Below are 25,189 nucleotides of genomic sequence, written 5' to 3' on the forward strand. Positions count from 1 at the left end.
CTGTATCTTTTTAAAGGTTTACCAATAGCGTTCGTTCTCCCCGTAAAGCTTCAGGACCTGTTCGGTCTCGCCCTTCTCCCTGGCCCGCAGGTAGGAGACGCGCAGGTTCTTTCGGGTATAGTAGTTCACCAGCGTCCTGTAATGCCGCATCTCGCGGTACACCCTTTCTATGAGGTCCAGCCGCTCCTTGTCGGTCATGGACATGCCGGTGGGGTTGATGATGTCCTTCAGCTCGGCCACGGACGCGCTGCTTTTCTTCATGATGTTGTTGTAGCCGAAGGCGATGGCCTCCAGCTCCCGCTGCGTGTAGTTCTCGTCGGTGAGCATCTTCCCGTAGTTCGTCACATAGCTCTCCGAGATTTCCGAGAGCATCAGCACGGACTCCTTGACCTTCAGGCTCCCGCTCACCAGCGAGTTCACGCTCTTGAGCATGTCGTAGTATTTCCGGCTTTGCTCATAGATCTTCGAGGCCTCCTTGAAGGTGGACATGGCGTTCTGCGCCGTCTCGGAGGTCTCCACCATCTCGTTGACGCTGTTCACGATGCCCTGCGCCAGATTGCCCGGGTCGGTCACCACCCATTGCGCGTGCATGGCCGGTACGGTAAGTAAAAAGGCGCACAATGCGCTGAAAATTTTTCGTCTCATTGAATCGTTCTTTTAAATGTTTTACAAAGATTATTTCCTGCCGCTGTTCTTTTCGGCGGCCAGTACCCGTATGGCCTGTTCCATGCTGCCGGTCTTTGCCGCCATCCGTTCCACTTCCAGCTTCTCGCTCTCCTCCGTCGTGTAGGTAAGGTACTCGGCTGTGGAGGTCTCCGTGGCATAGACAGCCGACTGCACACCTCCCAGTCCAATTCATACCTCCTTGTACCGGCGTGAGGGGTCGTTGGGGCTCACCCGATAAATCAGGGGGAAAATTCTTTAATTCTATAGAAAATTTGCACCTTTGTACCATGAACAATCAAGGACTATTAGCATTGGCACAGTTGATTCTGCCATCAGAGATACTTTCAAATTTTGAAGTAGTACGTGTAGAAGAAGAGGCATCCCTTATCCGCATCTATCTTGATGAATCGGTTAAGGCTGAATATAAAGAGAACCCAGAGATTGAATCCAAAGGGTTCTGTGAAGCCGTAACTATACGTGACTTTCCAATCCGCGATAAAGGTGTTGACCTAATTGTCAGAAGACGCAAATGGTATGACAAGCAGAATAACCGATACTTCTCCGACTCTTACGACCTGAAGGCTGAAGAAACCCGCTACTCCAAGGAGTTTGCGGCTTTTTTAAAAGGAGTGTATGGAGACGATTCCTACGACCTCCCGTTCGCTTGACCGCTATTATCACATAAACGGGGATACGTTTGAAAAGCAATACAAGGAAGTGCTCAGCGGCTATCGTGAATGGTCAGAACTCTCACATGCAGAAGACTGGCTTGTCTTTCCAGAGAACATTGGTGAAAGCATCTGCATTGACGAAACGGCTCCAAGCAACGGTGAGCTGTACACTATAGTAAGCAACAGATCTTCACGTGGAGGTAAAGGTACCATCATTGCTATTGTAAAGGGTGTGGCGGCAGATGCTGTCACGGAAGCACTTATGCGCATTGACGAGGACAAGAGACTGTTGGTTAAGGAGATAACAATGGATATGTCGAATTCCATGCGACTTATAGCCAGACGCTGTTTCCCGAATGCAATGCGTACCATAGACCGCTTTCATATACAGAAACTTGCATGTGATGCCTTGCAGGAGATGCGTATCGCGCATAGATGGGATGCCATTCAAGCAGACACGGATGCCAGGGAAGAAGCCAAATGCCTGGGCGAAGCATACACTCCAATTGTGCTTGCAAATGGTGATACCCACAAGCAGTTGTTGGCTCGCAGCAGATATCTGCTTTTTAAATCTGCCGACAAATGGACGGAAAGTCAGAGACAAAGAGCTGAGGTGCTCTTTGAAACGTATCCTGATCTTAAAGAAGCCTATTCGCTTACACATTCCCTAAGAATGATATTTTCCAAGAATACCGTCAAAGATGCAGCAAGACTCTCGCTTGCACGATGGTACAACAAAGTGGACGACTCTGGCTTTAAGAGTTTCAATGTTATTGCCGCCACACTTTACGAGCACTATGATGAAGTCTTGAACTTCTTTGTAAACAGGGCAACTAATGCATTTGCAGAGTCTTTTAATGCTAAAATTAAGGCGTTTAGAGCTGCTTTAAGAGGAGTAACGGATATAAAATTCTTTCTTTTCAGACTTACAAAGCTGTATGCTTAATCCCCCAGGTTTATCGGGTGAGCCGTCGTTGGCACGGTTGATGGAGAGGATCTGCGAGCATTCCTTGTCGGTCAGTCCTAAAAGGGTCTGTATCCGTTCGAACTTATTGAGGTACTTCCTCTGGTCCAGCAGGATCTTGCAGTCCGAGTTGTTGATGATGGCCTCCTTCACGATCGGGGACGAGATGATGTCGTCCACCTCCTGCGTGACCACCACCGCCTCCCCGAAATACTTTCTGACCGTCTTGAAAAGGTACAAGACATAGGCACTCATATTGGCCGACATCAGGGCTTTCCAACATTCTTCGATCAGTATCATCTTCCGGATGCCCTTCAGGCGGCGCATCTTGGAGATGAACGTCTCCATGATGATGAGCGTCACCACCGGAAGCAGCACCTTGTTCGATGATATGTTGTCCAGTTCGAAGACGATGAACCGTTTGTGGGTCAGATCGATCTCCTTGTCCGAGTTCAGGAGGAAGTCATAGTCCCCTCCCTTGTAGAACGGCTCCAGCACGTTCAGGAACCCGTCGATGTCGAAGTCCTTCTCGCGCACCCTCTTTTTCTCCATCATCCGGCGGTAGTCGTCACGGACGAACTCGTAGAACCCGTTGAAGTCCGGCCGGAGCTCCGGGTTTTCCGTAATCCTGCGGATATAGGCGTTCACTGCGCCGGAAAGGGCGACCTCCTCGGAGCGTTTCGGCACCTCGTCTTCCCGCTTCCAAAGCGTCAGGATCAGCGTCTTGATGCTCTCCCTCTTTTCCACGTCGAACTGCCGGTCCTCGCTGTAGAAGGGATTGAAGGTGATCGGGCGGTCCTCCTCATACGTTATGTAGATCCCGTCCTCCCCGCGGGTACGCTCATGGATGAGCCGGCACAGCCCCTTGTAGCTGTTTCCCGTGTCCACCAGCAGGATGTGCGCGCCCTGCTCGTAATAGTTGCGCACGAGATGGTTGGTGAAGAAGGACTTGCCGCTGCCCGAAGGTCCCAGGATGAATTTGTTGCGGTTGGTCGTGATGCCCCGCCTCATCGGCTCGTCCGAGATGTCCAGGTGCAGCGGCCTGCCGCTCAGCCGGTCCGCCATCTTGATGCCGAATGGCGAGGGAGAGGACGCATAGTTCGTCTCCCCAATGAAGAGGCATGCCGCCTGCTCGATGAACGTATGGAAAGACTCCTCAGCGGGAAAATCACCCTCCCCGCCGGGGATGCCCGCCCAGTAGAGGGTCGGCGCGTCCACGGTATTGTACCGGGGCTTGCAGCCCATCTGTGCCAGTGCCGAACCGGTGTCGTTCTTGACATTCCTTAGTCTTTCCCGGCTGTCCGCCCAGGACATGACGTTGCAGTGGCAGCGTACGGGGATCAGGCCGAAGGAATGCGCCTCGTTCAGGTATTCCTCGATCCACTGGCGGTTGATCTGGTTGGCGCGGCTGTAGCGTGAGAGGGACTGCATGTTCCGGGCCGTCTTCTCAAGACGCTGAAGGGTGTCGGCCGGATCGTCCATGAACACGTACTGGTTATAGATATGGTTATGGGAAAGCATCAGCCCCACGGGGGCGGCAAAGGAGAGGCGGCAGTCGCTGCGGTCGGTGGAATACTTCTCGAACCGCCCGTCCGTCCGCACCGCGGCGGGCAGGTCGTCCGCGTCGGAAAGCGTATGCACCGAGAGGATCTCGTCTCCGATACGCATTTCCGCGGGGGAAAGGCTGATGTCTTTCAGTGTGGTGGTGTTCTCCTGCGAGAGGGAGAAATACTTCTCGATGATGCCGGCCTTCTTTCCGGTACCGACAATCTCGTCCGTCGTGAGGCGTTCAAGCCCCACCAGCCCTGAATCGCCCATGATGCGTTCGAACTGGTCCACGCTCTCCATGAACCGGACCACCGCCTCCCTGTCCCTTGCCTCCCGGGGAATGATGGCCCCCCGGCAAAGGATGGAGAAGTTGCTCTGCTGCAGGCTTCTTTCGCGGGTAGTCCGGGTAATGAACAGGTAGGCGTAATGGTTCAGGAAGGGACGCTCGTTGAAATGCAGCTCGAAGCTGCGGTCCAGGAATCCCATGTCGTCCCGGCCAGTTACGGCCCTGTATTTTTCCTCCAGGAACCAGTCCTGTCGGTGGACGACCGTGTAACAGGGCAGCACCTTTATGGCTTTCACCCACGCCCCGTGCATGGCGGCGTACTCCGCCGAGGTGAGGGTGAACAGCTCCGGCAGGCGTACCTTGAAGCCGACGGTCACGTCCGCATCCTTGGAGAGGATGCATCCCCTTTCGACCGAGAGGACCGGGAACTTACTTTCCAGTGTTGCCGCTTTCAGGATGTTTCTCATGACTGCTTCGTTTAAAGAGTGAAATGATACGTTTACGATTGATAATATGGAAGGGGCGGCACTTTGCCGCGGCCAGTTTCATCAGTCCGTGGGGACCGTACTTCCTGCCCAGGCGGAAGACCGTGAGGACCAGGGTCGAGGCCGAGACTATCCCGAAGAGGATGCAGAACCACCGGTTCACCCCGGCCATGTACAGGATGACGAACACGAGGAAGACGGAGAGTAGGCCCCCGGCAAGGACATAGAGATACTGCGCCTGCAGCCCGCTGAATTCCACGCCCCGGTCGGCCCCTTTGTTCACTTTATGTTCCATGACCGCCGGATTACAGGAAGAACGCCCTCAGGACGGTGGCGGCCACGATCAGGAACACGCAGGCTCCGAACCAGCTGCCGGCAACTTTACCCGTATCGGGATCGCCTGACGAGAACTTTGAATACACTTTTATGGCTCCGATAAGCCCGCAGAGCGCACCGGCCGCATAGATCAGCTTGGTGGCGGGATCAAAGTACGAGGTCACCATCTGCGTGGCCTGTACCAGCCCGGCGGACCCGTCACCGACGGCGAACGCGGGGGCTGTTCATGTGGCCAGTCATGCCAGCAGGAAGACCGTTTTTGCCGGTATGCGCCCGATAAGGGATACAAATACGTCCGTCACTTTGCCCATAGGGGAGAATCTTAAAAATGAATGGGATCTTGAATGTATCATTGTTTTTATACCTGTATGATTAAAATGTTAGACTTTCTTTTTTAACAGGCCGCAGGCCGGATGCCCGCGGCTTGTCCTTGCAACCACATGTTTACTACCGGCATCAGCCGGAATCATAATAACCTCGCATAGTTACCTCCTTCCTTAATTGTTCGTCACTCGTGTTATTCTCTCTTCAGAATGGGATGTCCGCCGGATCATCCCGAGTCATAATATCCGTTTGTCATTGTACTTTTTCTTTGGATGGTTGTATTTTTCCCTTTCCGCTACCGGAGGAAATCATCCTGAGTCGAAATATCCGTTTGTCATACTTCTTTTTTTACCTGTTTAACGTAATGTCAGTTTTCTTCGGGGACGGGATTCCGGGATCATCCCGAATCGTAATATCCGGTCATCGTTACCTCCTTCTTTTAAATCCGACTTTGCCGCTCGGCGGCTTTTGCTTTCTTGGAAAAATGTCCGCGATGCGGATCAGCTTGAATCATGATACTTCGCCATACATTATAATATTATTGGTTATCGGGGTATGAAATCCATGATATCGAAATCTCTGATTATGCTTTCCCTGTCCTTTCCCGCCAGCAGGAGCGGCTCCCTGTCACTGTCCACGTACAGTTCCATGTACCGTTTCAATGTCTCGTCGCTGCCCAGGATGCCGGCCTGCAGGATGCGTTCCATGTCGGTCCCTTCCAGCCGTTCCAGTGTCTGGCGGGCATGGGACCGTTCCGGTTCCGAAAGGCGGTCCGTGGCCATGAACCTGGAGAGCAGGTCCATGTCGTCAAAGGTCACGCCTCTGGCGCGGTGCGGATCGGGACGTTCCACATAACCGGTGATCTCGTAGCGTTCCGGCACCTCACCGTCCTCCGGTCTTCCGAAAGGGGCGGGGAATTCGGGCACGGGTGCCTTTCTCCCTTTCATGGTCGTATCCGTCCGCTTTTCGCTCATCGCGTATTCCTCGTCCATAGGCGGGGATTGCCATAACCGGTACCGGCTTCTACCGATGACAGCTTCCTCGGACGTTTTCTCCCGTGGTTCCGCCGGTTCTTCCTTCACCGGAAGACCGGAGGCAGGACGCTGTCCGCCCCTCCATTTAAGGACGCTGCCCGTGTGGACGTACTTCTCTACGCTCAGGTAAGAGGTGTACAGGAACAGAAGGATGAATGCGTACTCCATACCGGTCTACATAAGGTTTGTCATGGGGGATTCCCCTTGTTTTTCCGCAAGACCGATGATACCGCATATCTCATCCACCAGCTCCATGAGTCCCGAACCTTTTACCTGCTGGTTGTCGGGTAACAACAAGGTGGAACGGAAAATGCCGCCTTGCATGCTGCTTGCTTCCCGATTGTAACGTTTGGTCTCCGGGACGCAGGTTGTCATCAGGTGCAGTTTTGAGTCACATATGGTTTTGTTCCACACCTCGAAGGTCCCTTTGTCCTCCCGCTTGTCGATCATGTTCCAGAAAAGATGGATTCCTTTCAGGGGATAGTCCTCATGGGAAACCAGTTCCTCCCGGATTACAGAGGCAAACTGCAGTGTGCTCTGCATCACGGCATCGTCCGCTTTTAGCGGAATGAAAATGTGGTGCATCAAGGCCAGGGTACGGATCATCCCCATGTAGCGGAATGCGCGGGGCAGATCGAACAGCACGATATCGAACTCTGTCTCCTGTTCTCTCATATAACGGTAAAAGTTCTCCACCGCGTTCTCCGGCTCGCTTTTGATGATCGGATAGGCCTTTTGCGGTTTTTGTTTGTACTGGCGGTAAAGGGCCATTTTCAGGGAATCGTTTTCCTTGACGCATTCCAGGTCACGGTCCCGCATCAGACCGATACTGTGCTGGGGCGGGTCACAATCCACCACGACAACGTTGTATCCCCGCTGGTAACGCAGGATACCGGCCGTGAGCACGGTGAAGGCAGTCTTGCCGACTCCTCCCTTCTGGCTGGCAAATGCGATAAACAAAGGTTCTTTTTTCATGTGCATTTCTTTTTTATGGTTATTTCCGGCAAGCTTTCCTGCCGTTTCATGCCACAAAGGAAATAACAAGCGGAATGACCTCAAATACCCTGTCATGTATTGTCATGGATAGTCAGTTTTTGTCATGGAGGAAGGGGCGGTGAAAAGAAAAAAATGCTTTCCCGAAGGGAGTCGTGAAGCCAGCCTCCCTTTGGAAAACAGGATACGGAGGACATCCGGTTCCATGGAAAAAGAAAAAATCCCCGCCAGCACATTTCAAGACCGGCGGGGATCGCAATAATAAAGGGGCGGACTTCTCAGCCCTTGATATAACCGTACTTTTTCAGGTCGTCCATGAAATGCTCCGGCGTGTCGGTCCTCACCGTCACCCCGTGCAGTTCCCTGTACCGCCCGGAGAAATTCACCATGTACTCCCCGTCGGTGCACCCGCTGTCAAACCAGCTGCCCTCACGCAGGACGCGTACAAACTCGGAAGGGTCGGAGGCGGCAATCCTGCCGCCGTCTGCCAAAATATACATATGCTTGTTCATGCCGATAATTTTTTAGTCCTCAGTTTATAATATAGTTTCTGTTCATCGTCCAGGAAAGGGATGTCACGGAGCGCGGTGGCTGCGGGCACCTGTCCCCTTGTGGCAAAGGTAACCAATTTATGGAGAAACAGCACCCAGTTACGCATTTTTGTGAAGTTGGTCGTTCCCGAATGCTGGCGGAACTCGACCGTCTTGTGCCGTGAATAAGCTTCGAGATTCACCTTGTGGTAACGGTTGCCGATTCTGTTTTTCAGCTCGTCCACCGTCCTGGCCGAGCGTATCGTCTCATCAGATACATGGCCCAATCCCTTGCAATAGTAGTTATCCCTGCGGGATGCCGGCATGAACCTGTCGATGACCGATTCCAGATGTTTGTAACTCAGGGCCAGGTTACGCCAGGTCGCCATGCTGAAACCGGCGGCATCGATATGCACGTGAAGCCCGCAGCTCTCGTTCACTTTCACGTCACACAGGTCAAGCACCCAGCAGACCTTCTCCAGTTCCCGTAACCCGGTTTCACCGACCAGGATCGGACTGACCAGCTCGAAGGTGTCGTTGCCGTTCAGACTGCTGTCCGTCACGAGCTTCCAATGCGGACGGGTGGTATGGTTGTAGCCTTCTACCGTAACCTCGATACCGGCTTCCCTAAGCTCGCGGGCGAGCCGTTCACGGGAGCAGTTGTAAGCCTCGATCTCGATACCGAACTTGCGGTTGAAAGTGTAATCCAGTGCGACTGTCGCCGGATGGGTATTCAGACCGCTCTCACGCTCACTCATCCGGCGCAGGGCGTTCACTACAAAACCGTAATTGCCGTTGGTCACCACTCTTGCGATTTCCGCACGGGGAACTCCCAGAAGGAACAGCTGCCGGATCTTGCTTGTCTTTGTTGTTTCTTGTGCTAAAATGCTTCTAACTTGCTCGTTCATAATTTGTTACCTCCTTTATTATTATACTGCTAAGGTAATGCTTTTATAGGAGAAGTCGTAATTATAAGAGCCTTATTATCATGCTATTAGCTTACTTTGTCTTAGGCTAAAAGTCCTTATTTAAGGTGTCTGTACCCTAACATCCGCTACCGGTCGGTGTCGGATTCCTCCAGACCGATGGCGGGGCATATCTCCTCCACCAGTTCAGGAAGGCCGGAGCCTTTCTCCTGACGGGGATCGGGCGGGAACAGCGTGGAGCGGAAGATACCCTTGCAGACAGTATCCGCCTCCCTGTTGTAGCGGAGGGTGTTCGGGATGTGTGAGGACAGCAGCCGCAGCCCCATCCTGTGGATGACACGGTTCCAGGCATCATACAAGTCCTTCCGGCCCCGCCTGTCCACCATGTTCCAGAACAGCCGGATCCCTTTCAGGTTGCAGTTCCCCTTGGCGATCAGCTCCTCCTCCAGCACCTTGGCAAACTGCAGGGAACTCTGCATGACGATGTTGTCCGCCTTGAGCGGGACAAAGATATAGTCCATCGCGGAGACGGTATGGACCACCCCCTCGCTGCGGAGCGTTCCGGGAAGGTCGAAGAGCACGATATCGAAAGTCTCCCCTTTTTCGTCCATATAACGCCGCAGGTCTTCCACTGCCTTTTCCGGGTCGCTTTTGATGACCGGATAGGCAGGCTTCCGGATTCTCTCGTACTGCCGGTACAGGTTTACCTTCAGGTCGTCATTTTTCATGACACTCTCCATGTCCCTCTCACGCATCAGGGCGATGCTGTGCTGCGGGGAGTCACAGTCCACAACCGCCACACGCAAGCCTTTGCGGTAATGCAGGACACTGGCCAGCAGTACCGTAAAGACGGATTTTCCCACGCCACCCTTCTGGCTGGCGATGGCAACCAACAACTCTTTTTCTTTTTTCATCATACTTCTTTTTCCATTAAATGTTAAACACTATTGTTTCTGAAACAAAAAAACGATGCTCACACCGGGGGAGATCCCCTGTCATGGGGAACGGGCCTTTATGACCGGCCGGGCAGGGACTCCTCCAGAATCATGTCCACCGTTTCCCTGTATTCTTCCAGATGCCGCGAGACAAGGTGGTTGATGAACCCCTCCAGCGTGACCTTCCCGTTTCTCGAGGCTCCCGCCAGAATGGACAGTTTCCGGTGCAGGGCGGCGGGAATATGCAACGACCGGCGCTGCACGCCCGCAATGCCATGCAGGTATTCCTTCCCGTAGACGGACGGCTGCATGGGGCCGTTTTTCCTTGCGGGCCGCATAATGTCGTTACCGGACGTTCCACGTCCCTGCCGGGGACAGGCTGGCGCTTCCCCCATGATCTCACGGATGCGGTCTGCGTCCATCCCGCCGGGACCCATCCGGTCTTTTACGTTCTTTCCTGTCATGATATGCCTTCTTGATGACAACGTTTTATCGGCGGGCCGTTCCTCCCGGCTGCCCGTCCTCATCCCAGGGACGGTAGACCTCACCGAGCAGGGCGGCGATATCCTCCCTGTGTTCCTCCATATGGAGCTCCAGCAGCCGGATGATAAAGCCGGAGATGCTGCCACAACCGGCGGCCCTGACCAGCATGGCGATCCGGCGGTGCAGTCTCCCGTCAATGTATGCGGTCTTCCACTCAGCGGCCTTGGGAGCGGGAACCAGAAACCTCCTCTTGTATTCTTCCGGGTCTGTCACTTTCCCTGCCCCCACCGGCCTTTCATACCCCGGCATCCTCATCGCCGGTTCCGGGGATGGGGAAACGGGATCTGACAGAAGGTTCCCCGTGAGTCCGACCCTCTCGAGAACGATATCGGAAAGCCGGTTCTTTTCTTTTTCTGAGTTCATATCTTAAAATCTTAAATTATTAAATTATACAACTGGTATTGTATCGGAATACAAAATAAAGGAAGAAGAGGACAGGACGGAACCACCTGTCACTTATAGTCATCCAAAGTCGGTTATTGTCATGATACACATGACGCTGCGTTCGAACGGTTATTCCTATGCGGAGGTGACGTCAGAGGCCCGCTGCCGTAGCGGCGTGGAGAAGCGGCGGGATTCCGTTTCCTTGTCCACCGGTCCTTTTAAATCCTTATGGGCAGGTGTGGGAGCACACATCCGTCCTGATACGGATTCTTAAATTATCGGTCTGCAGAAGTGTATAAGTAGTAACCCGTTAATGGAGACGATGAAAAGAAGCCATAAGGCGTACACGGTTACATGCCCGTTCTCCATTTGCAGAAGTGTAGAAGTGGTAATCCATCAATGGAGACATGAAGGAAAATCATAAGTCGTACACGGCTATATGTCCGTTCTCCATTTATAGAAGTGTAGAAGTGGCAATCTATTAATGGAGACAATGATAAGAAATCAATAAGACGTACACGGCTATATGCCCGTTCTCCATTTGCAGAAGTGTAGAAGTAGCAATCCATTAATGGAGACAATGAAGAAAAAACATAAGTCATACACGGCTATATGCCCGTTCTCCATTTGCAGAAGTGTAGAAGTAGCAATCCATTAATGGAGACAATGAAGAAAAACCATAAGTCATACACGGCTATATGTCCGTTCTCCATTTGCAGAAGTGTAGAAGTAGCAATCCGTTAATGGAGACAATGAAGGAAAACCATAAATTGTACACGGCTATATGTCCGTTCTCCATTTGCAGAAGTGTAGAAGTAACAATCCGTTAATGGAGAATAAGGTATGGAAAGAGTTGATTTCCCGTATATTCGCCTCCTCATCCCCGAATTATGGGCGTAAGTCACATGGTTATGAAGAGATATCCACCCTTTAATGGGGAGAACAGCCGGCAAATATCTAATGGAAAAAAACCACAAACCACAGGAAAATATCCACACAACAACCTGATACACAATAATTATTGGAGAAACGTGGTCCGCTCCTGCGGACAGCAAGTTGTGTTTTCGTTTAACCGAAAACGAACGGTTTAACGGCGAATACGCCGACAAACCATTTCAGCCTTTGCCTCCAGAGTCGGTATGTTTGTAAGTGGAAAGACAATCGCATTAAAAACAGAAGCAATTTACCATATTTAAAAAATCAGAAAACTTTTTATGGAGCATATAATCTGTAAAAATATTACATGGAAATTGAGTGCACAATCTTATTCAATGAGTGATTGAAAAGATTGTGGAGCTTGCTTTCTTATAACATTTCATGTCATCTACTGTTATGAATAAATATCATTGGGATAAATCGGGAAGGTGTATTTGATATGTCAAAAATATTATTCCATAAAGAGTAGGCAATAGCCCGCAAAAAAGACGCCACCACAAACAAAATTGAAGTAACTTCTCAACTCATTTAATTTTTTCCAACTAAGATTCTGTTTAAAAGCGGATTTTTAAGTAATTCTTCATCGGATATAGAATACAGGTATTCCTTGTCACTCCGTATACATTTGTCAACAAACTGACGGGAATAAATCAATCTGTCGTCCTGTTTCTCAATCTCCACCACATAGATATCCATTGTCTGAGGAGCGATTTTCCATCTTCTGGTATCACAGAACCGGTGCCCTTCAAAAGCGAGTTCCACTCGGCGTTCATTCCTGATCCGTTCAAGAAAATCATCCGAAGCAACTCCCGGCATTCCGGCATGTGCCCTCAGTTTGTCGATGGCTGCCCGTGGGGATGACATAAACGCATTATCGGTATAATCTGGATTACCATAAGCCAAAAGCTTCCGTATAGTTCAACAATACCTCTGCATACCTGAAAAGTATCCAGACATGGCGATCGGTAGTCGTACTGTTCGGATTCAGACTGATTGTTTCGACAAATTCATCGGTTGCGTTTCCCATGCCCTAAGGATCACAATACTTCCATCACCCTGATACACTCGCCGTCAACCAGACATGGGTATTGTGCCAAACGTTTCAGCATTGGTTCCAGCGAAAACCCTCGTATGAGCTTGTGATGTCTCCTGTCGCTGCAAAGCACACTTTCCATCTCCATTTCAGGAAAGTAAAACTGCAAGTGGACGGCAGAAACATCGAAAACGACGGGACCATCTTCATAAAGATAGATATAAATGTCTGACACATTTACACTTTCCCTTTCCTTGATTAAATCTGTAATTTCCATCTTGTAGATTCATAAAATTATTATAACCGGCTTATCTCCTTCTGTATTTTTCAGTGCTACACATTTCCAATACCTGTGTAAGATTGCTTATTCCACAGCCATTCGGAACTCTTTATCGGCAAACAGTTCCGCCAATCCCAATACCTGTTTCAAACGAAGCAACTCATCCTTGTCCATGCCTGAGTTCCTGCGTATCCACATGTCCGACATTCCCGATCACGTAAGTTCCCTTACCAGCCGTGTATAAGCTCAATCTTGTGCATCCCGCGGGCACGGTTATGACGTATAGTAGAAGCCATCGTTCAGCAAGGTCCTTACGGACGACAGCAACAACACTTGTCAGGAGCTTTAATAAGGACCGTTCCTCTCCCTGACGGAAGAAACACAATAATTGTCTATTTTGTCACCTCCGCCAGTCTTTCTTTCCACAGACATGAATGCCATCACCTTTTCTCCCTGATATAGGACACGCCATGAAAACCTCCAAAAGGATTTGTAAGGGTAGATATTATTCGCCCTCAGGTATGCCTAGCTAAACACTAAATGTCCCACGACCTGATAGAGTTCGGAAGAATTGCCTTCTAATATGCGTACTGTAAATTTCATAGGCTTACATTTTATAATATCTTTATAAACTTCCTGCCCTGCCTCTCTATTCTTGTCATAGACATATATTCCCCGAAGGCTGCTTTGAGAACCCTCGGGAAATAACATCAACCAAACATATCCCTTCTTTCACCCATTTTTCTCTCTTTAATCGCTGCAAGGACGGATACTTCCTGCAAATGCCCGATGGGTCTTATTCCGATTCCTTAAGTACTCTTTGCCTATATCCATTCCTTGAGCATCCTGCATATCGTATGGAATTCCATACCAATAGTAACCCCAAACATTGACTCCTTTGACTGCGCTAGTGACATAATTACGCCATCCAGTGGACGGAAAAAAGATGGTACGACTTCTTGTTGCATCCGTGTATAGACACCAACCGATTCTATTATCATCATAAAAACCATTAATTTCAGATGTAGATTCTACAGACTCTCCTGTTGTAGTAAATCCAGAAAAACAGTTGGAAACAGGGAGTCTAAAACCAACAGGACACGGATCGTAAATAGTCTTGATAGTAACAGATGGATCAGAGAATGAAACTGAGCTATTATTCGCAGACCACAGATTCAGGAATAATTTGTCCGCCGTATTTGTAGCATGCATCACATTGGGTTTAAGGATATAATTCTTGATACAAGCTGCACCTGTAGAAAGATTTGCCTTCGCAGGATTGTCCGTAGATGGTATTCCCTCCTTGTCATACCAGGTTTTGGTTGTGTTATCCATTCCGTTCGAAGGATAGAACGGATCTTTACGCCCCCATTCATAATAAGGATGGTTGTCTCCGGTAGCGATTACGTTCGCCAACTGCTTGATGGTTATTTCCTTACTCTGGTCTCCGGCAGTGAATTTTACCTTGCAACTCCGTTCGGCATAGGTAATGGTATTGCCGTCGCACTGCCCCAGATTAACGGGCATAAAATTGTATTTTACGTTTTGATGGTTGGTTATCTCAATCACATCGTTGATATCTTCGTCCGTGACCCAGACATGCCAGGACCAGAGGATGGCATCACTCGCATCCTTGATCGCAATGACGGCATTGCCTTGCCGGATAGAAGAACGGTCCACTTTGAAAGAGATATTGCCGCCATTGGAACCGGCATTGTATTCTATATCCGTAACCAGGTTCATCGCATCCTGCCAGACCAGTTCGGCCTTGGCCGGCGTACATCCATTATTATTAGCGATGTATGGATCCGTGATCCCGTTCCCGGCATGGTTGATGAAAGGATTCAGGATATTGGTCCCTGTTGCCGTGGAGGTATACGCCGAAACGTTCGTGGCCGCGTTCTTGATCGCATTGCCATATACCAGCGGCAAAGAATAGTGACCGGGAGCGCTGACCACGTAACAGTTGGCCGTGTTCTCAACGCTGCTCCCCCCGGTGCTGCTGGAAAGGTTGTACGGTGTGGTTTCAGAACCCTTGGCCGTGGCCGCTTTCAAGGCAGCCGTATGGAAATCATTTGATATTCCGGTCTGCGCCTCGACCGTCGCATCACAAGGTTGCGCCGAGTCGCCGCCGGTACCGGATGCCGTGAATGTGGTAAGCCACCCCGGTTTGGTGTCTGTCCACGTGGTTCCGTCTTCTGCATATTGTGCGGTCCATTCGGCAGCCTCTTTTTCCCCCTGGGCGTTTTGCCTGTAACTGGTAACACGATATTGCTGTGTACCACCGGCATATGTAAAATCGGCCAGGGCAGTGACATCAAGCGTGTAAGTCCAGTTGAGGGAACTACTGGATATTTTGTAGGTGACAGTCTTGCCCATCGGCCACTCACTTCCTTTTATATCGGCTGTTAAAGTGTGGTCCGTATGGGTGTCGTCTGTGAATAAGACTTCTATCTGCGCGTCCTCAGGAAGCTGCTGGGGCAGCATCATAAAGGTCTGCGCCTCACTCGTGAGCGCCTCGTCAGCTGTTCCTGTCGTCACTTTATCCAATGTCTGTGAGAAGGTGGCGGGACTCCCTACATTGCTCCATGACTGTGTGCCCATGTTATAAGTCCCTTTGGAATAAACGTTTTTCAAACTGACGCTCTTTACGGTACCTCCCCGCATATCATTCCCGCACACGAATCTGACGGCGGTCAGGGCATGGTTGAAGGTCAGCGCAACGGCCGTGTTGCTGTTTCCCCCGAGCTCGGATGACCGGGCTACCAGCAGGTCCTCCTGTTGGCTCACCTCTTCCGGCACGGTCACGCTGATACGGGGGGAGCCGGCCTGCCCTTGCCCGGAAAACACGTACCGGGCGTTCCCTTTGGGTGCATAGGCGAAGAACCTCATCTTGTAGGAAGCTCCCGGCCAATAATAGGCGGAAGATAGTGTATAGTCGCTGCCGGACTTGCTGGCTGTGGCGTTGTAGAAATAGTTGGGTGTCGTCCGGCTCTCGTCCCAGTCCCCCGTGTAGGCGTAGGCCGATACCCCGAAATGATCGTACATATTCTCTGCACTCACTCGCGCGGCGCGGGTCATCCGGACAGCGGCATCCTTACCTTTGGAGAAGGAAGAAACGGCGATGCTGTCGGTGTATAAGGTGTGCAGGTAAAGGGGCGTGCGGCCGCCTTGTAAGGGAGAGACACTGCCCCGCGGCATGTCTGTACCGGTCATGGAACGTGCCAGTGGATCCCAGCTGGATTGTATTACAGGGGTAAAAGAGATACTTGTGGAAGTTTTGTCACGTTCCAGATCATCCTCACAGGAGGAAAGACAAAAAATACCGGCGACAAAGACGAAAGGCAGCAGACGCGAAAGGTCTGCTCTGCCAGAAAGAAATATAAATCGTCTCATATGCATATAACATTAAAAAATGTGTATCAATAATATAAACATCGAAAATAATTATCTCGTAAGATATCCGGAAAAGGAACGGACAGGGTGAAAGATATACGGCGGCACCCTTCACTTACCCTCTATATCAAGAGCAATCCTCGTCCAATCCAATCCGGCCTGAAAACATCAATTCATCTTGAAATGAAACAAAAAAATCTAATTACATCCCAACATTTACAGCGGGCTGGTCACTCCATTCGTCAACCGTTACAGTGAATGTGATAGGCCCTAAGATCGGTTCGCCGGGATCTACACCCGGATCGGGATCTACCGGTTCATCCGGATCCGGATCAGGATCCCCCTTGCCGGCTCCTCCTCCGTTGTCACAGAAGTTCAGCGTATAGGTGTATTTCTTGCCCGGTTCCCAATTCGTATCAATGCTCACTGCGGAGAATGCATATTTTCCATCCTTGTTATCCGTATCTGTCGGTTGTGGATACAATAATATTTCATTGCCGCCAACCACGCTGTAAATACGGCAAAGTACGGACAAGTAAGCTCCGGTTTGAGAAGCAGTGCCATCCCATGCCGTCAACTGTTGCGGCAAAAGCATGAAATTGTCATCCCCGAACATGATGGATTGGGCATTATCCGTCAGTGTTACAGGTTGCTCTCCCTTGATATAATAAGCTGTCGCGTGGCCTCCATCTGCTCCTGACCAACCAGCCCATTGAGATTGTGCTAAAACATATGCTGATGTAGTTTCTGCTTCCGGGAATGTGAAGTCCGCCTTTGTCGCCGCATTCACCATCCGGACCCCTAAAATCTCAATTTTGATCTTTTCATTGGAACATTTAGCCTGTACTTCGATCTGAGAAAGGGCATGCTTGAAATTCAACGGCACTCCCGATCCTTCATTAGCGGCTTTGGTTCCCGTATTGTAAGCGATGACAAGGTCGTTTTGCGCTGAGACATCCTGCGCGGGAGAAAAGTCGGATATTTTCTTTTCCGTACCGCTTATCCCTACTGTACCACCGGGAGTTTGGGGCGCATATGCGAAAAAGGCGAGCTCATAACCCGGCCAATAATAAGTGGAAGCGGTTGTCCAGGTAGCCCCATTATCCGAGGATGTAACGCCCAGACCCGTGAAATAATTGCTGCTATTACCAATGGCTGTCACATTGAACGCATTCAGATTGCTCAAGCTTGTTACCGCCTTGGTACGCGCCTTATCCAAAGACGCGCGGAAAGAAATACCTCCTCCTTTGTTCACGTCAACAACATCGTCGTTGGTACACGAGGCTAAGGCTACAGCAGCCATAGCCGAAAATAAAAAATACTTTTTCATAAAAAATTAAAAAGGTTTAATGAATAAAATTTCGAAGATTCTATATCAATAAATACACATTTTACATCACATTATAACATCCACGTCTATATTCTGCCATTCATCGACCGAAGGGTGGAATCCTCCACCATTTACGATCGGCTTCGGCAGGGAGAGACCATCCAATAAGATGTAGACATCCCGCGGATCGGCCGCTTCGTCAACCTGTTTGCTGACGTCAAAGGTGTAATAATTCTTGCTGCCGTCAGCCATGATAGCGTAAATCACCAGCTTGTGCGCCGGTTCTCCCATCCCCACTTGGCCGAAAGCCAGAAATTCCGCCGTTAGCGTGGAGATCCCGTCGGAAACCACCTCGAATGGAACGGTCGCCGGATCCGGCGTAAGTTCGTTCCGACCGACCCGAAATCCTCCCGACAGGCCCGATAAGGATCCGGAAAGACCCTCCGGAGAAAGATACTTCAGGTTAGACACGTTCCGGATCTCCACCCGGTAACGGCACACCGAAAGTTCCGGATAAAGGGTTACCGTCTGCTCTTCCTTGGATATTTCAATGGCCAGATCGTCCAGGCGATCGCTGTATAGCCGGTCCGGAGACCTGGCAATGCGTTCGTCCCACGTGCCTTCTGCCCGGGGAACCGAGGTTGATGAACCTACTGCCAGAGCGCCGTCCGGAGCGTAAGCCTCAAAGCTGTCAAAGAGGTCTATGTTGCGGTAAAGAACGGACTCCGTGTCCGAATTGACACACAAGGCCCTATAACGGCCTGCCGGTACGTTAATATATCCTCCCCGGTAATCCGTGAATTCGTAGGCCTGCGCCTTGCCGCCATCCAAAGGGAACAGGTACAGGCGCATGGTCTCCGGTTTGGCATCGGGTGCGTGCACCCAGTCGAAAACCACGTGCAGCCCGGCTGTATGGGAATGGTCATCACACAGTTCCTTATGCTCGCATGAACTGAATACCAGAACCGCTAAAATGAGGAACGCTTGCAGGATATAAGTCATCTTGTTCATTGTTTACCTCCTTTCTCCTGATTGTAATTGCCCCGGCCCAATAACCATACCAGCGAGATCTCCGCTTTGGTCGGGCCCACCCACTGCCGTGTCCTCGTTTTCTCCCAAACGTAGCAGGCATCAACCGGAACATACTCGTAACATGTTCCGCCCAAATATCCCAGGCCCAGTGAGAAATCAAGGTTCAGCCTTCTGGCCACGGGCAGGGAATAGCCATATTCAAAACCGACACCGTAATGGGCCTTATCCCACAATGTCCCTCCGGGACGGCCACCCATATAACCGCGCCCCCCGAATTCGAAATCATAGGTTAACAGCTGGCCGTAAACACCGACGTGGTGGCCGGTCAGTGGTTTATCGGATGCACGCTGACCGAAATATTTGCGCAGGCCGACTTCCCCGCCGTACACCCGCCAGTAACGGTGGCGCCTGTCATTTTTCCACCAGCCGTACATCCAGTTGCCCCCCAGTGTCCATCCCTTGCCAAGAGCGAACTCCACGCCGATGTTCGGCACAAGCAGGGCGTCATAGACAAGGTTCGTCTTGAGCCCCATGTAGAACGGTTTGGAAGGTCCGGCAACAGGGACGGGGAGTTGGACCGTATCACGAAAAACAATCACCCTCTCAACCGTATCACGAACAATTACCGTATCAGCCGGTTGGCCTTCCGTTGCTCCCACCGGGGGGGCTAGCTCTTTTTCCATCCCAACAGGAGCAAATTCGCATTCGACCACCGAAGTGTTGCGGAGCTCGGGGAAAAAATGTGCATGCATGTATCGCCATGCCTGTCCGCCCCTTAAATTCATCAACTGCCGTTTGCGGGAATCCACGACAACACCGTTACGGGTCACCCATACAGGGGTATTGCGAAGGATACGCAACACTTCCTCCCGACAGGGCATATCCGATTCCTCGACAAGAGAGGTTAAGCCCTCCCAATCCTCCCCCAAAGAGACGGTTGTAAATACCGAATCCGGCAAGAAAAGACGCTCCTGAAGAATGGAACGGAAAGAGGCGAGCCGTTTATCTGACAGACGTCGGTTAAAGGTCAAGCCCCCTTCGGGAGAGGCACCGGAATGCAGACTCAAACGGCACAGCACGGCTGTTGCTTGCCGGGCATGAATCCCTGCCACAAAGGCATCCAGGCGCGAACCGTTCTCCCCATAGGAAAGATCCACAACGGAACTGCCCACAGGAAAGCAGATACGGCAACGCAACGTATCACTTCCGTAAACTGCCGCATCCATCTTCCAGATAGAGCAGGACAAAAAACAGAAAAATAAAAAAAATCTCATATTTATTTTAATTATTTATTATAATCAAAGAGAAGCTGATAAGACAGGAAAAAAGAGATAAAAAGTTTAATTTGTAAAATGTTTTCATGGAATACTACGGCTTAATAATTATTTATGATTTGTGTCAAAAATTACAGCGCAAAGAAAAATAATTAAAGTCAGACATATATTGTCATTTCGGCTCTATTATTTACCATTTACACTCAAGATTACTCCTTTTTATCTATATATCCAAAGCAAACTAAACTGATTCCAATTGACAACGAAAGATATCGGCTGGGGATTGTTCTTTGGCGTCTGTTAGATCACTGTTTCGTTTCCTGTTGTTTTAATATTTGTTTGACTGAATGCATGCAGCAATTGCAAGACAACGCTATGAAATACTGTTATTGGTTGATGCGGGGAAAAGTAGAGGAAGAAACCTAAGATAAACTGGAAACCAAATTCAACCGACAGAGGGATAACGGCTTTATCCGGAACCGGACCGATTCTATGATCGATTTTGAGTACTGTAGCAGGAAATAGGGGGAGTGTTGGAACGTGCAAGGCTGACCAATGAACAGGCGAGCGGTTGAAAAAGGAAGTCGGTAGGTGCGCCATGGACAGGAAAAGCTGAAGTAATGAACCATATTCCCCGTTTCGGCTGATTTAGTTAGGCGACAACACTATTCGTCCACGTCTTTTGAGATACTTTATGGCTAATCTACATCTCAAAACGCACAAGTATTGAGGAGCTCTCCTTAATAATACGAAAATTGCCCAACGATGCCGCATCGGAGGATGAGACATTGACATTGCTTTGTGCAAAAGGGAAAATGATACTGCGCTTTTCTTTCACAATGCATCTCACATGTCCTAATTTATTGACCAATGCCTCTATTAGCTAAAGCGCTTTCAGGTACGCCGCCTTTAATGCTTCGATCTTCCCTTTTGGGTGGTACATCGACATAGCTTTGTTTTTATCACCTATGCACATGATGTTGATCCCTTTCGTGTCTATCAGCTTGAGTACTTCATCTATCTGATTGAAATCTGTCAGTGTAATGTCAAACTCTTAGCCACTAAAAAGTCTTGCTTCAGTCACCGCCAAAAGTCACCGCATTCTTGTGTCTGGATGGTATCCTTCGGGATCCCCTTCGTTTAGCGTTTGTATCAAACCTTGTTCAATTCGGCTCAATGCTACTTTGGTACAATATTTTTCCGATTTAGATTTCCCGCCAAACTCTCTTCCGGAATATTCTCGAATCTCAATGAGATAATGGATTTTGTTCGGTACGATTTCCACTTCGGATGTTTTCAGCTACTTAAATCTAATGTTCATTTGATTCCTGAACCTGCGCAGTAAACCCCATAAACAAGACGATTGCCTATAAAGATAATTGTATTTTCATAATAGAATCGGATTTAGTTTCATACGAACCCGATGAAAATACAAGCCTCTGACAATTTGATGAATAATGAAACTTTTTGTGACTATAAAAGATAAAAGACAGAACATCTAAACAAAATCTTACTCTGACTATCAAGCATAAAGTCAAAAATTTATTTTGTGCATCAGAGAAACTACGATTCAGACCTAACTAAAAAACTTTTTCATAAGTAGCATTACATAACATATAAAAAACAGACATATAAAGCAGAAAAAGTACGGATAACACAGTCGGAAATCTCATTGAACAATCCGAATCGATTCATCATATAAACAGGATCTGAAAACTCTCCTAAAATCAGTTCTCTGTACGTCTATTTATTTGTTCTCTCCATTCTTTAGGAGGACATCCCAGATATCTTTTACAATATCTGGAAAAATGAGCTAAAGAAGCAAAGTCGAATTCATCGGCAATGCTCCCTAACGACAAATCTGTAACCGAGAGTCTATATTTAATTTCTCCTAACAATTGCATCTTCATCCATTTGCTCGGTGTTTCCCCGAATTCCGCAATGAATTGCCTTTTAAAAGCAGGAAGAGAGAGCCCACACAACGATGCTAGTTCCTTTACGGTACTGCATTCTTTGTAATTGTTCAGAACCTTATTTCTTAAATCCTGGGATCGACCGATAATTGTGTAGAAAAAGTTTGCCTGTTCCTCCCTAGAATAATAAAAACGAATGTTCCAAAACAGTTCTTTGAGCTTAGTCTCATGAAAGTGTATACAGTTTGCTCCGTCTTCCAGATAACAAACCAAAAGTTCAAGAAATTTTCGTAACTCGTCCTTTATTACAAGAGATTCCATGTGATATTTGATAATTTTTTTTAAATGGAACAGATCTGAAAAAGAAGCTTTTTGGCAGGGCGATATACCTCCTTCAAATAGGGCGACAACAACTTCACTTTCTTCCGACGAATACATGTTGAAGAGGCTATCACGGCTCCAAAAGAACATTTTCCCCTCTGAAACTGTGAACTCAAATTCGTTATACAAGAACTGCAGATTTCCTTTCAGAACAAACAAAATACAATCTTTTATCAGTCGCTCTTCATAGTTTATTCCTTTATCAAATTTATAGTAGCGAAATCCTTCCTCTATAAAATTTGAATAATTATAACAGGACGTATGTTCATTCAAATAAAAAAGAGACATAGCATATTTTTATTTATAAAATATTATTATTTATATCTTATTGTATAATTAATATCTATTTCTATTCCGCATTAAATCATAGAATAAAACGTATGCCAAAACGTTACGCAAAGATTAATAGAGTGTAATACATTTGTAATCAGATAATTATTATCTAACAACAACAGAGTTGCATGTGGAATAGAACAACACATATGTGGAATAATTCCACATATAAAAAGGAATATTTCCTACAGAGACATTATACTTTTTTAAATATACAATTTGTATTTTCCCGGATTATACGCCCTTAGTCAAAAGACTATGAACTCTCCAAAAGAGAGTTTCAGTTCATTATGTACTCTTGCTTCAGACGAAAGCGTATAGTTGCTACCGGGGACTTGCTGGCAATAGCATTGTAGAAATAGCTCAGGGCTGGTTCTCGCTCCACCTACTTGTGTAAGCATAAGCCAGTACCCTAAAATAATCGTGTATATTGTTTGTCGTTACAGACGTGACACGAGTCTTCCGACCCGTTGCCTCCTCCTCTCTGACTATTGAAGGAACGGTAATACTGCGGTATATAAGGTGTAAAGATAAAAAGAGAGGATAACCACCTTGTAAAGAAGCGACACTATCCTGTGGTACCTCTGTGCTGGCCATGGAACGGATCAATAGATCCCAGTAAGCACGTATTTCAGGAGTAAAAAATATGTTTGCGGAAATACGCCCCCGATCCAAATCATCCTCACAAGAAGAAAAGTAAATATTACTGATGACGAGCAGTGAAAAACAGGCACGAGACAAAACTTTTCCACCAGCTATCCCTAAACGAAATGTTCTCATAATATTAATAAAATAGCAAATTATTTTGCAAATAAAAGCAATTTGTAATAAAAACCAATTATCATTTTAGTTCTATCATTTACCATTTATTTCCTTTTTTCCTTTTATAAAATAAATAAGCATTGTCGAAAAAGGATATTTCAGGGAATCAGCTAATAGCTATCTTAATGACAATATTTCGCATCGCTGAGCTTATCAGCGTAACAGCCCGTTACCTAATTTCAATCAAGGCAAAGGTTTGGTATTGCTCCTTCCTGCAATGTTGGTTCTCTGTTATGCTTTCATACTCTTGAACTGAACGCATGCAATATTAACAGGACAACAGTATGAAATACCCTATATGCTGATGCAGGGACAAGCAGAAGAATGACAGATTCATCTAAAACCTGACCGATTCTATAGGCGATTTTGAGTACCGCAGCAGAAAGCAGGCAGAAGAGTGAAATAATCAACTTGCTCAATAAACAAACCGAGCAATTGAAAAAACATCGACAAATTTGATAGGGCACAAACATGAACAAGACGAAGTGATGAATCATCTTCGCTGCTATGGCTTCTTTAGTTGGATGGTAGTGCTATTCCTTACTTCCTTTCAGTCTGCTTTGTGACTAAGTTACGGTTTCAAAACGTACGAGCATTGCATAATTTTTCTTGATGGTAAGGAAGCTGTCGAATGATGCTGCATTGGAAGGCAGAACATTGTTTTTGTATAAATAAAAAATACCAAAAAATGTATCCATAAACATATTACATTTTTCCATAAAAAAACGCCGCGGGGCCTTATTCGGGCTATATACGGTGGCTATATACTGTATTTTCACCAAATGGCGTATCGGGGAAGGTGATTTGGCAACTTGCTATGAACCTGCCAGTCCCTTCCTTGTTTTACAAAAGGTTATCCGTCCGTTTCGTCCATTCGTTTCAACAAACGTTCCTTCATTTGATCAAGGTAAGCTGTCCGGCTGTTCTTCCGGTTACGCATGGAGATAAACGTGTGGTACACGTCTCCCAAGTCGATATGGAACATTTGTTCGAACAGCATCACGAGCTCGACAATGCTCACCCTCCCGTTATCCACGCTACCCATCGCCCAAATGCCATATATCAGTTCCACGGCAGCCGCCTTCCGGTCCGTCCAATGGTGCTCCTTTTCCTGCACGGCATACGCCCCCTCCATTGCCAGCAGCACTTTCCGGTTCAGATAACCAAGTAACATTTCCGCCGCTATCAGTCTTGGGGCCAACAAGTCATAACCGGTTGACATTACCGAATCCTCCTCCAGCATAAAACTTCCGCTTTCCGGGCTCAGCTCCTTTTTGGCACGGCAGAAATAGTAATGGTCCCGGTAAGTCGCCCCGCTCCGGTAATACTGGTAAAAGGGAAGGTATCGTTCCAGTTTCCGCTGGTATTCTTTCATGGCCTTGCGGTAATGCATCCGGGCAATCTCCGGGCAACATGAACAACCGCTCTCGATCTGGTATACCCGGTAATAATACAGCAGGCGTCCCGTCAGGGCAGGCTTGTAATACTTGAAAAAGCAGATTTCCTCTTCCACGTTGGAGAATGGGTGGTTCAGGACATAGTCCTTCAACTCACGGGATCGCTCCCTCAAAAAGAAACCATCTCCTGACAAGTCCGTATCACTTGCTCTCCCTCCATACGGGAAGATTCGATGCCCATCTTACGTTCGACCTCCTGCATCAAGTTGTTAAAGTACGTTTCTATCATGTTATTCCTTAATTATGGGGCACGTGAGTGCCTTCACGCTGCCCGGTTTATTTTTATGCTTCGCTTGATTCGGTCGCAGTTTTTCCTTTCGGCCCTTTACGATGAAAAACCTTTTCCTCATATCGAAAAGACCGGAGAAAAGCCATGA

General features: G+C 48.4%; 23 protein-coding genes and 3 pseudogenes. 3 read left to right on the forward strand and 23 right to left on the reverse strand.

The window, feature by feature from the left end; genetic code table 11:
• Window positions 1-18 precede the first annotated feature (18 nt).
• On the reverse strand, window positions 19-645 hold the full coding sequence (locus tag ACYIA1_RS09220) for a DUF4141 domain-containing protein (protein WP_074910852.1): 627 nt from the start codon (window positions 643-645) through the stop codon (window positions 19-21).
• A 30-nt stretch (window positions 646-675) separates the two neighbouring features.
• A pseudogene (locus ACYIA1_RS09225) lies at window positions 676-888 on the reverse strand (TraG/VirB4 family ATPase); the annotation flags it as partial.
• Between the two features lie 65 nt (window positions 889-953).
• Between ACYIA1_RS09225 and ACYIA1_RS09230 the strand changes: the two are divergent.
• Entirely contained in the window at window positions 954-1,334 is a 381-nt protein-coding gene (locus tag ACYIA1_RS09230; RefSeq protein WP_016270338.1) for an ISAon1 family transposase N-terminal region protein, read from the forward strand.
• Window positions 1,300-2,283, forward strand: a complete 984-nt coding sequence (locus ACYIA1_RS09235) for an ISAon1 family transposase (protein WP_016270043.1) — start codon at window positions 1,300-1,302, stop codon at window positions 2,281-2,283. The genes ACYIA1_RS09230 and ACYIA1_RS09235 overlap by 35 nt, the downstream gene beginning before the upstream one ends.
• Here ACYIA1_RS09235 and ACYIA1_RS09240 read toward each other — a convergent pair.
• The 10 genes from ACYIA1_RS09240 to ACYIA1_RS09285 all read right to left on the reverse strand — a co-directional run bounded on the left by ACYIA1_RS09240 (window position 2,224) and on the right by ACYIA1_RS09285 (window position 10,604).
• Entirely contained in the window at window positions 2,224-4,602 is a 2,379-nt protein-coding gene (locus ACYIA1_RS09240; RefSeq protein ID WP_480335090.1) for a TraG family conjugative transposon ATPase, read from the reverse strand. The genes ACYIA1_RS09235 and ACYIA1_RS09240 overlap by 60 nt on opposite strands.
• A complete protein-coding gene (locus ACYIA1_RS09245; RefSeq protein ID WP_074908856.1) occupies window positions 4,565-4,915 on the reverse strand; it encodes a DUF4133 domain-containing protein in 351 nt (116 codons plus the stop codon). Before ACYIA1_RS09245 ends, ACYIA1_RS09240 begins: the two co-directional genes overlap by 38 nt.
• Window positions 4,916-4,925: 10 nt before the next feature.
• On the reverse strand, window positions 4,926-5,141 hold the full coding sequence (locus tag ACYIA1_RS09250; protein WP_085938935.1) for a DUF4134 domain-containing protein: 216 nt from the start codon (window positions 5,139-5,141) through the stop codon (window positions 4,926-4,928).
• Window positions 5,142-5,825: 684 nt separating this feature from the next.
• Window positions 5,826-6,482: a hypothetical protein gene (locus ACYIA1_RS09255; RefSeq protein ID WP_074908859.1), complete on the reverse strand. Its 657-nt coding sequence runs from the start codon at window positions 6,480-6,482 to the stop codon at window positions 5,826-5,828.
• A 6-nt stretch (window positions 6,483-6,488) separates the two neighbouring features.
• Window positions 6,489-7,289, reverse strand: coding sequence for a ParA family protein (locus tag ACYIA1_RS09260; RefSeq protein ID WP_480335093.1), 801 nt, complete (start codon window positions 7,287-7,289; stop codon window positions 6,489-6,491).
• A 296-nt stretch (window positions 7,290-7,585) separates the two neighbouring features.
• Window positions 7,586-7,819, reverse strand: coding sequence for a hypothetical protein (locus tag ACYIA1_RS09265; RefSeq protein ID WP_008766505.1), 234 nt, complete (start codon window positions 7,817-7,819; stop codon window positions 7,586-7,588).
• Window positions 7,816-8,745 (reverse strand): amidoligase family protein, encoded by a 930-nt coding sequence (locus ACYIA1_RS09270; protein ID WP_074908862.1) that lies wholly within the window; start codon window positions 8,743-8,745, stop codon window positions 7,816-7,818. The genes ACYIA1_RS09265 and ACYIA1_RS09270 overlap by 4 nt, the downstream gene beginning before the upstream one ends.
• Before the next feature lie 146 nt (window positions 8,746-8,891).
• The gene (locus ACYIA1_RS09275; protein ID WP_074908865.1) at window positions 8,892-9,680 is read right to left on the reverse strand and encodes a ParA family protein; all 789 of its coding nucleotides are present in this window, start codon (window positions 9,678-9,680) and stop codon (window positions 8,892-8,894) included.
• A gap of 95 nt (window positions 9,681-9,775) precedes the next feature.
• Window positions 9,776-10,162 carry a DUF3408 domain-containing protein gene (locus ACYIA1_RS09280; RefSeq protein WP_074908868.1) on the reverse strand — a complete coding sequence of 129 codons (387 nt, stop codon included), beginning with the start codon at window positions 10,160-10,162 and terminating at the stop codon, window positions 9,776-9,778.
• A gap of 25 nt (window positions 10,163-10,187) precedes the next feature.
• Window positions 10,188-10,604: a DUF3408 domain-containing protein gene (locus tag ACYIA1_RS09285; RefSeq protein ID WP_074908871.1), complete on the reverse strand. Its 417-nt coding sequence runs from the start codon at window positions 10,602-10,604 to the stop codon at window positions 10,188-10,190.
• 121 nt (window positions 10,605-10,725) lie between these two features.
• On the opposite strand from ACYIA1_RS09285, the gene ACYIA1_RS09290 reads away from it, so the two are divergent.
• Window positions 10,726-10,899 carry a hypothetical protein gene (locus tag ACYIA1_RS09290; protein WP_164674624.1) on the forward strand — a complete coding sequence of 58 codons (174 nt, stop codon included), beginning with the start codon at window positions 10,726-10,728 and terminating at the stop codon, window positions 10,897-10,899.
• Window positions 10,900-12,089: 1,190 nt separating this feature from the next.
• On the opposite strand, the gene ACYIA1_RS09295 is transcribed toward ACYIA1_RS09290, so the two are convergent.
• The 11 genes and pseudogenes from ACYIA1_RS09295 to ACYIA1_RS09345 form a co-directional block, all read right to left on the reverse strand.
• Window positions 12,090-12,425, reverse strand: coding sequence for a RagB/SusD family nutrient uptake outer membrane protein (locus tag ACYIA1_RS09295; protein WP_229040303.1), 336 nt, complete (start codon window positions 12,423-12,425; stop codon window positions 12,090-12,092).
• A 25-nt stretch (window positions 12,426-12,450) separates the two neighbouring features.
• The gene (locus ACYIA1_RS09300; protein ID WP_252199434.1) at window positions 12,451-12,588 is read right to left on the reverse strand and encodes a RagB/SusD family nutrient uptake outer membrane protein; all 138 of its coding nucleotides are present in this window, start codon (window positions 12,586-12,588) and stop codon (window positions 12,451-12,453) included.
• Window positions 12,589-12,598: 10 nt separating this feature from the next.
• Complete coding sequence (locus ACYIA1_RS09305) at window positions 12,599-12,880, reverse strand: hypothetical protein (protein WP_181035911.1); 282 nt, start codon at window positions 12,878-12,880, stop codon at window positions 12,599-12,601.
• A gap of 78 nt (window positions 12,881-12,958) precedes the next feature.
• Window positions 12,959-13,202 (reverse strand): annotated as a pseudogene (locus tag ACYIA1_RS09310) (chromosome partitioning protein ParB); the annotation flags it as partial.
• A gap of 422 nt (window positions 13,203-13,624) precedes the next feature.
• Window positions 13,625-16,276 carry a fimbrillin family protein gene (locus ACYIA1_RS09315; RefSeq protein WP_259296590.1) on the reverse strand — a complete coding sequence of 884 codons (2,652 nt, stop codon included), beginning with the start codon at window positions 16,274-16,276 and terminating at the stop codon, window positions 13,625-13,627.
• A gap of 196 nt (window positions 16,277-16,472) precedes the next feature.
• Window positions 16,473-17,600 (reverse strand): fimbrillin family protein, encoded by a 1,128-nt coding sequence (locus ACYIA1_RS09320; RefSeq protein WP_480335097.1) that lies wholly within the window; start codon window positions 17,598-17,600, stop codon window positions 16,473-16,475.
• Between the two features lie 66 nt (window positions 17,601-17,666).
• Window positions 17,667-18,611 carry a DUF5119 domain-containing protein gene (locus ACYIA1_RS09325; protein WP_046452332.1) on the reverse strand — a complete coding sequence of 315 codons (945 nt, stop codon included), beginning with the start codon at window positions 18,609-18,611 and terminating at the stop codon, window positions 17,667-17,669.
• Entirely contained in the window at window positions 18,608-19,906 is a 1,299-nt protein-coding gene (locus tag ACYIA1_RS09330; protein WP_373188497.1) for a DUF3575 domain-containing protein, read from the reverse strand. The genes ACYIA1_RS09325 and ACYIA1_RS09330 overlap by 4 nt, the downstream gene beginning before the upstream one ends.
• A gap of 1,727 nt (window positions 19,907-21,633) precedes the next feature.
• Window positions 21,634-22,488, reverse strand: coding sequence for a helix-turn-helix domain-containing protein (locus tag ACYIA1_RS09335; RefSeq protein ID WP_046452333.1), 855 nt, complete (start codon window positions 22,486-22,488; stop codon window positions 21,634-21,636).
• A gap of 408 nt (window positions 22,489-22,896) precedes the next feature.
• Window positions 22,897-23,313: a hypothetical protein gene (locus ACYIA1_RS09340; RefSeq protein ID WP_074908884.1), complete on the reverse strand. Its 417-nt coding sequence runs from the start codon at window positions 23,311-23,313 to the stop codon at window positions 22,897-22,899.
• 895 nt (window positions 23,314-24,208) lie between these two features.
• A pseudogene (locus ACYIA1_RS09345) lies at window positions 24,209-25,041 on the reverse strand (RteC domain-containing protein).
• Between the last annotated feature and the right edge of the window lie 148 nt (window positions 25,042-25,189).

The sequence above is a fragment of the Parabacteroides sp. KHUB-02 genome (assembly GCF_056640955.1).

Excerpts from the sequence above, each read along its gene's own strand:
- ACYIA1_RS09235 (WP_016270043.1), top strand. The coding sequence starts at position 1,300 with ATGGAGACGATTCCTACGACCTCCCGTTCGCTTGACCGCTATTATCAC.
- ACYIA1_RS09315 (WP_259296590.1), bottom strand. The coding sequence starts at position 16,276 with ATGCATATGAGACGATTTATATTTCTTTCTGGCAGAGCAGACCTTTCG.
- ACYIA1_RS09270 (WP_074908862.1), bottom strand. The coding sequence starts at position 8,745 with ATGAACGAGCAAGTTAGAAGCATTTTAGCACAAGAAACAACAAAGACA.
- ACYIA1_RS09230 (WP_016270338.1), top strand. The coding sequence starts at position 954 with ATGAACAATCAAGGACTATTAGCATTGGCACAGTTGATTCTGCCATCA.
- ACYIA1_RS09285 (WP_074908871.1), bottom strand. The coding sequence starts at position 10,604 with ATGAACTCAGAAAAAGAAAAGAACCGGCTTTCCGATATCGTTCTCGAG.
- ACYIA1_RS09260 (WP_480335093.1), bottom strand. The coding sequence starts at position 7,289 with ATGAAAAAAGAACCTTTGTTTATCGCATTTGCCAGCCAGAAGGGAGGA.
- ACYIA1_RS09245 (WP_074908856.1), bottom strand. The coding sequence starts at position 4,915 with ATGGAACATAAAGTGAACAAAGGGGCCGACCGGGGCGTGGAATTCAGC.
- ACYIA1_RS09280 (WP_074908868.1), bottom strand. The coding sequence starts at position 10,162 with ATGACAGGAAAGAACGTAAAAGACCGGATGGGTCCCGGCGGGATGGAC.
- ACYIA1_RS09340 (WP_074908884.1), bottom strand. The coding sequence starts at position 23,313 with ATGAGAACATTTCGTTTAGGGATAGCTGGTGGAAAAGTTTTGTCTCGT.
- ACYIA1_RS09290 (WP_164674624.1), top strand. The coding sequence starts at position 10,726 with ATGATACACATGACGCTGCGTTCGAACGGTTATTCCTATGCGGAGGTG.
- ACYIA1_RS09265 (WP_008766505.1), bottom strand. The coding sequence starts at position 7,819 with ATGAACAAGCATATGTATATTTTGGCAGACGGCGGCAGGATTGCCGCC.
- ACYIA1_RS09240 (WP_480335090.1), bottom strand. The coding sequence starts at position 4,602 with ATGAGAAACATCCTGAAAGCGGCAACACTGGAAAGTAAGTTCCCGGTC.
- ACYIA1_RS09325 (WP_046452332.1), bottom strand. The coding sequence starts at position 18,611 with ATGAACAAGATGACTTATATCCTGCAAGCGTTCCTCATTTTAGCGGTT.
- ACYIA1_RS09295 (WP_229040303.1), bottom strand. The coding sequence starts at position 12,425 with ATGTCATCCCCACGGGCAGCCATCGACAAACTGAGGGCACATGCCGGA.
- ACYIA1_RS09220 (WP_074910852.1), bottom strand. The coding sequence starts at position 645 with ATGAGACGAAAAATTTTCAGCGCATTGTGCGCCTTTTTACTTACCGTA.
- ACYIA1_RS09330 (WP_373188497.1), bottom strand. The coding sequence starts at position 19,906 with ATGAGATTTTTTTTATTTTTCTGTTTTTTGTCCTGCTCTATCTGGAAG.
- ACYIA1_RS09320 (WP_480335097.1), bottom strand. The coding sequence starts at position 17,600 with ATGAAAAAGTATTTTTTATTTTCGGCTATGGCTGCTGTAGCCTTAGCC.
- ACYIA1_RS09335 (WP_046452333.1), bottom strand. The coding sequence starts at position 22,488 with ATGTCTCTTTTTTATTTGAATGAACATACGTCCTGTTATAATTATTCA.
- ACYIA1_RS09300 (WP_252199434.1), bottom strand. The coding sequence starts at position 12,588 with ATGGGAAACGCAACCGATGAATTTGTCGAAACAATCAGTCTGAATCCG.
- ACYIA1_RS09255 (WP_074908859.1), bottom strand. The coding sequence starts at position 6,482 with ATGGAGTACGCATTCATCCTTCTGTTCCTGTACACCTCTTACCTGAGC.
- ACYIA1_RS09275 (WP_074908865.1), bottom strand. The coding sequence starts at position 9,680 with ATGATGAAAAAAGAAAAAGAGTTGTTGGTTGCCATCGCCAGCCAGAAG.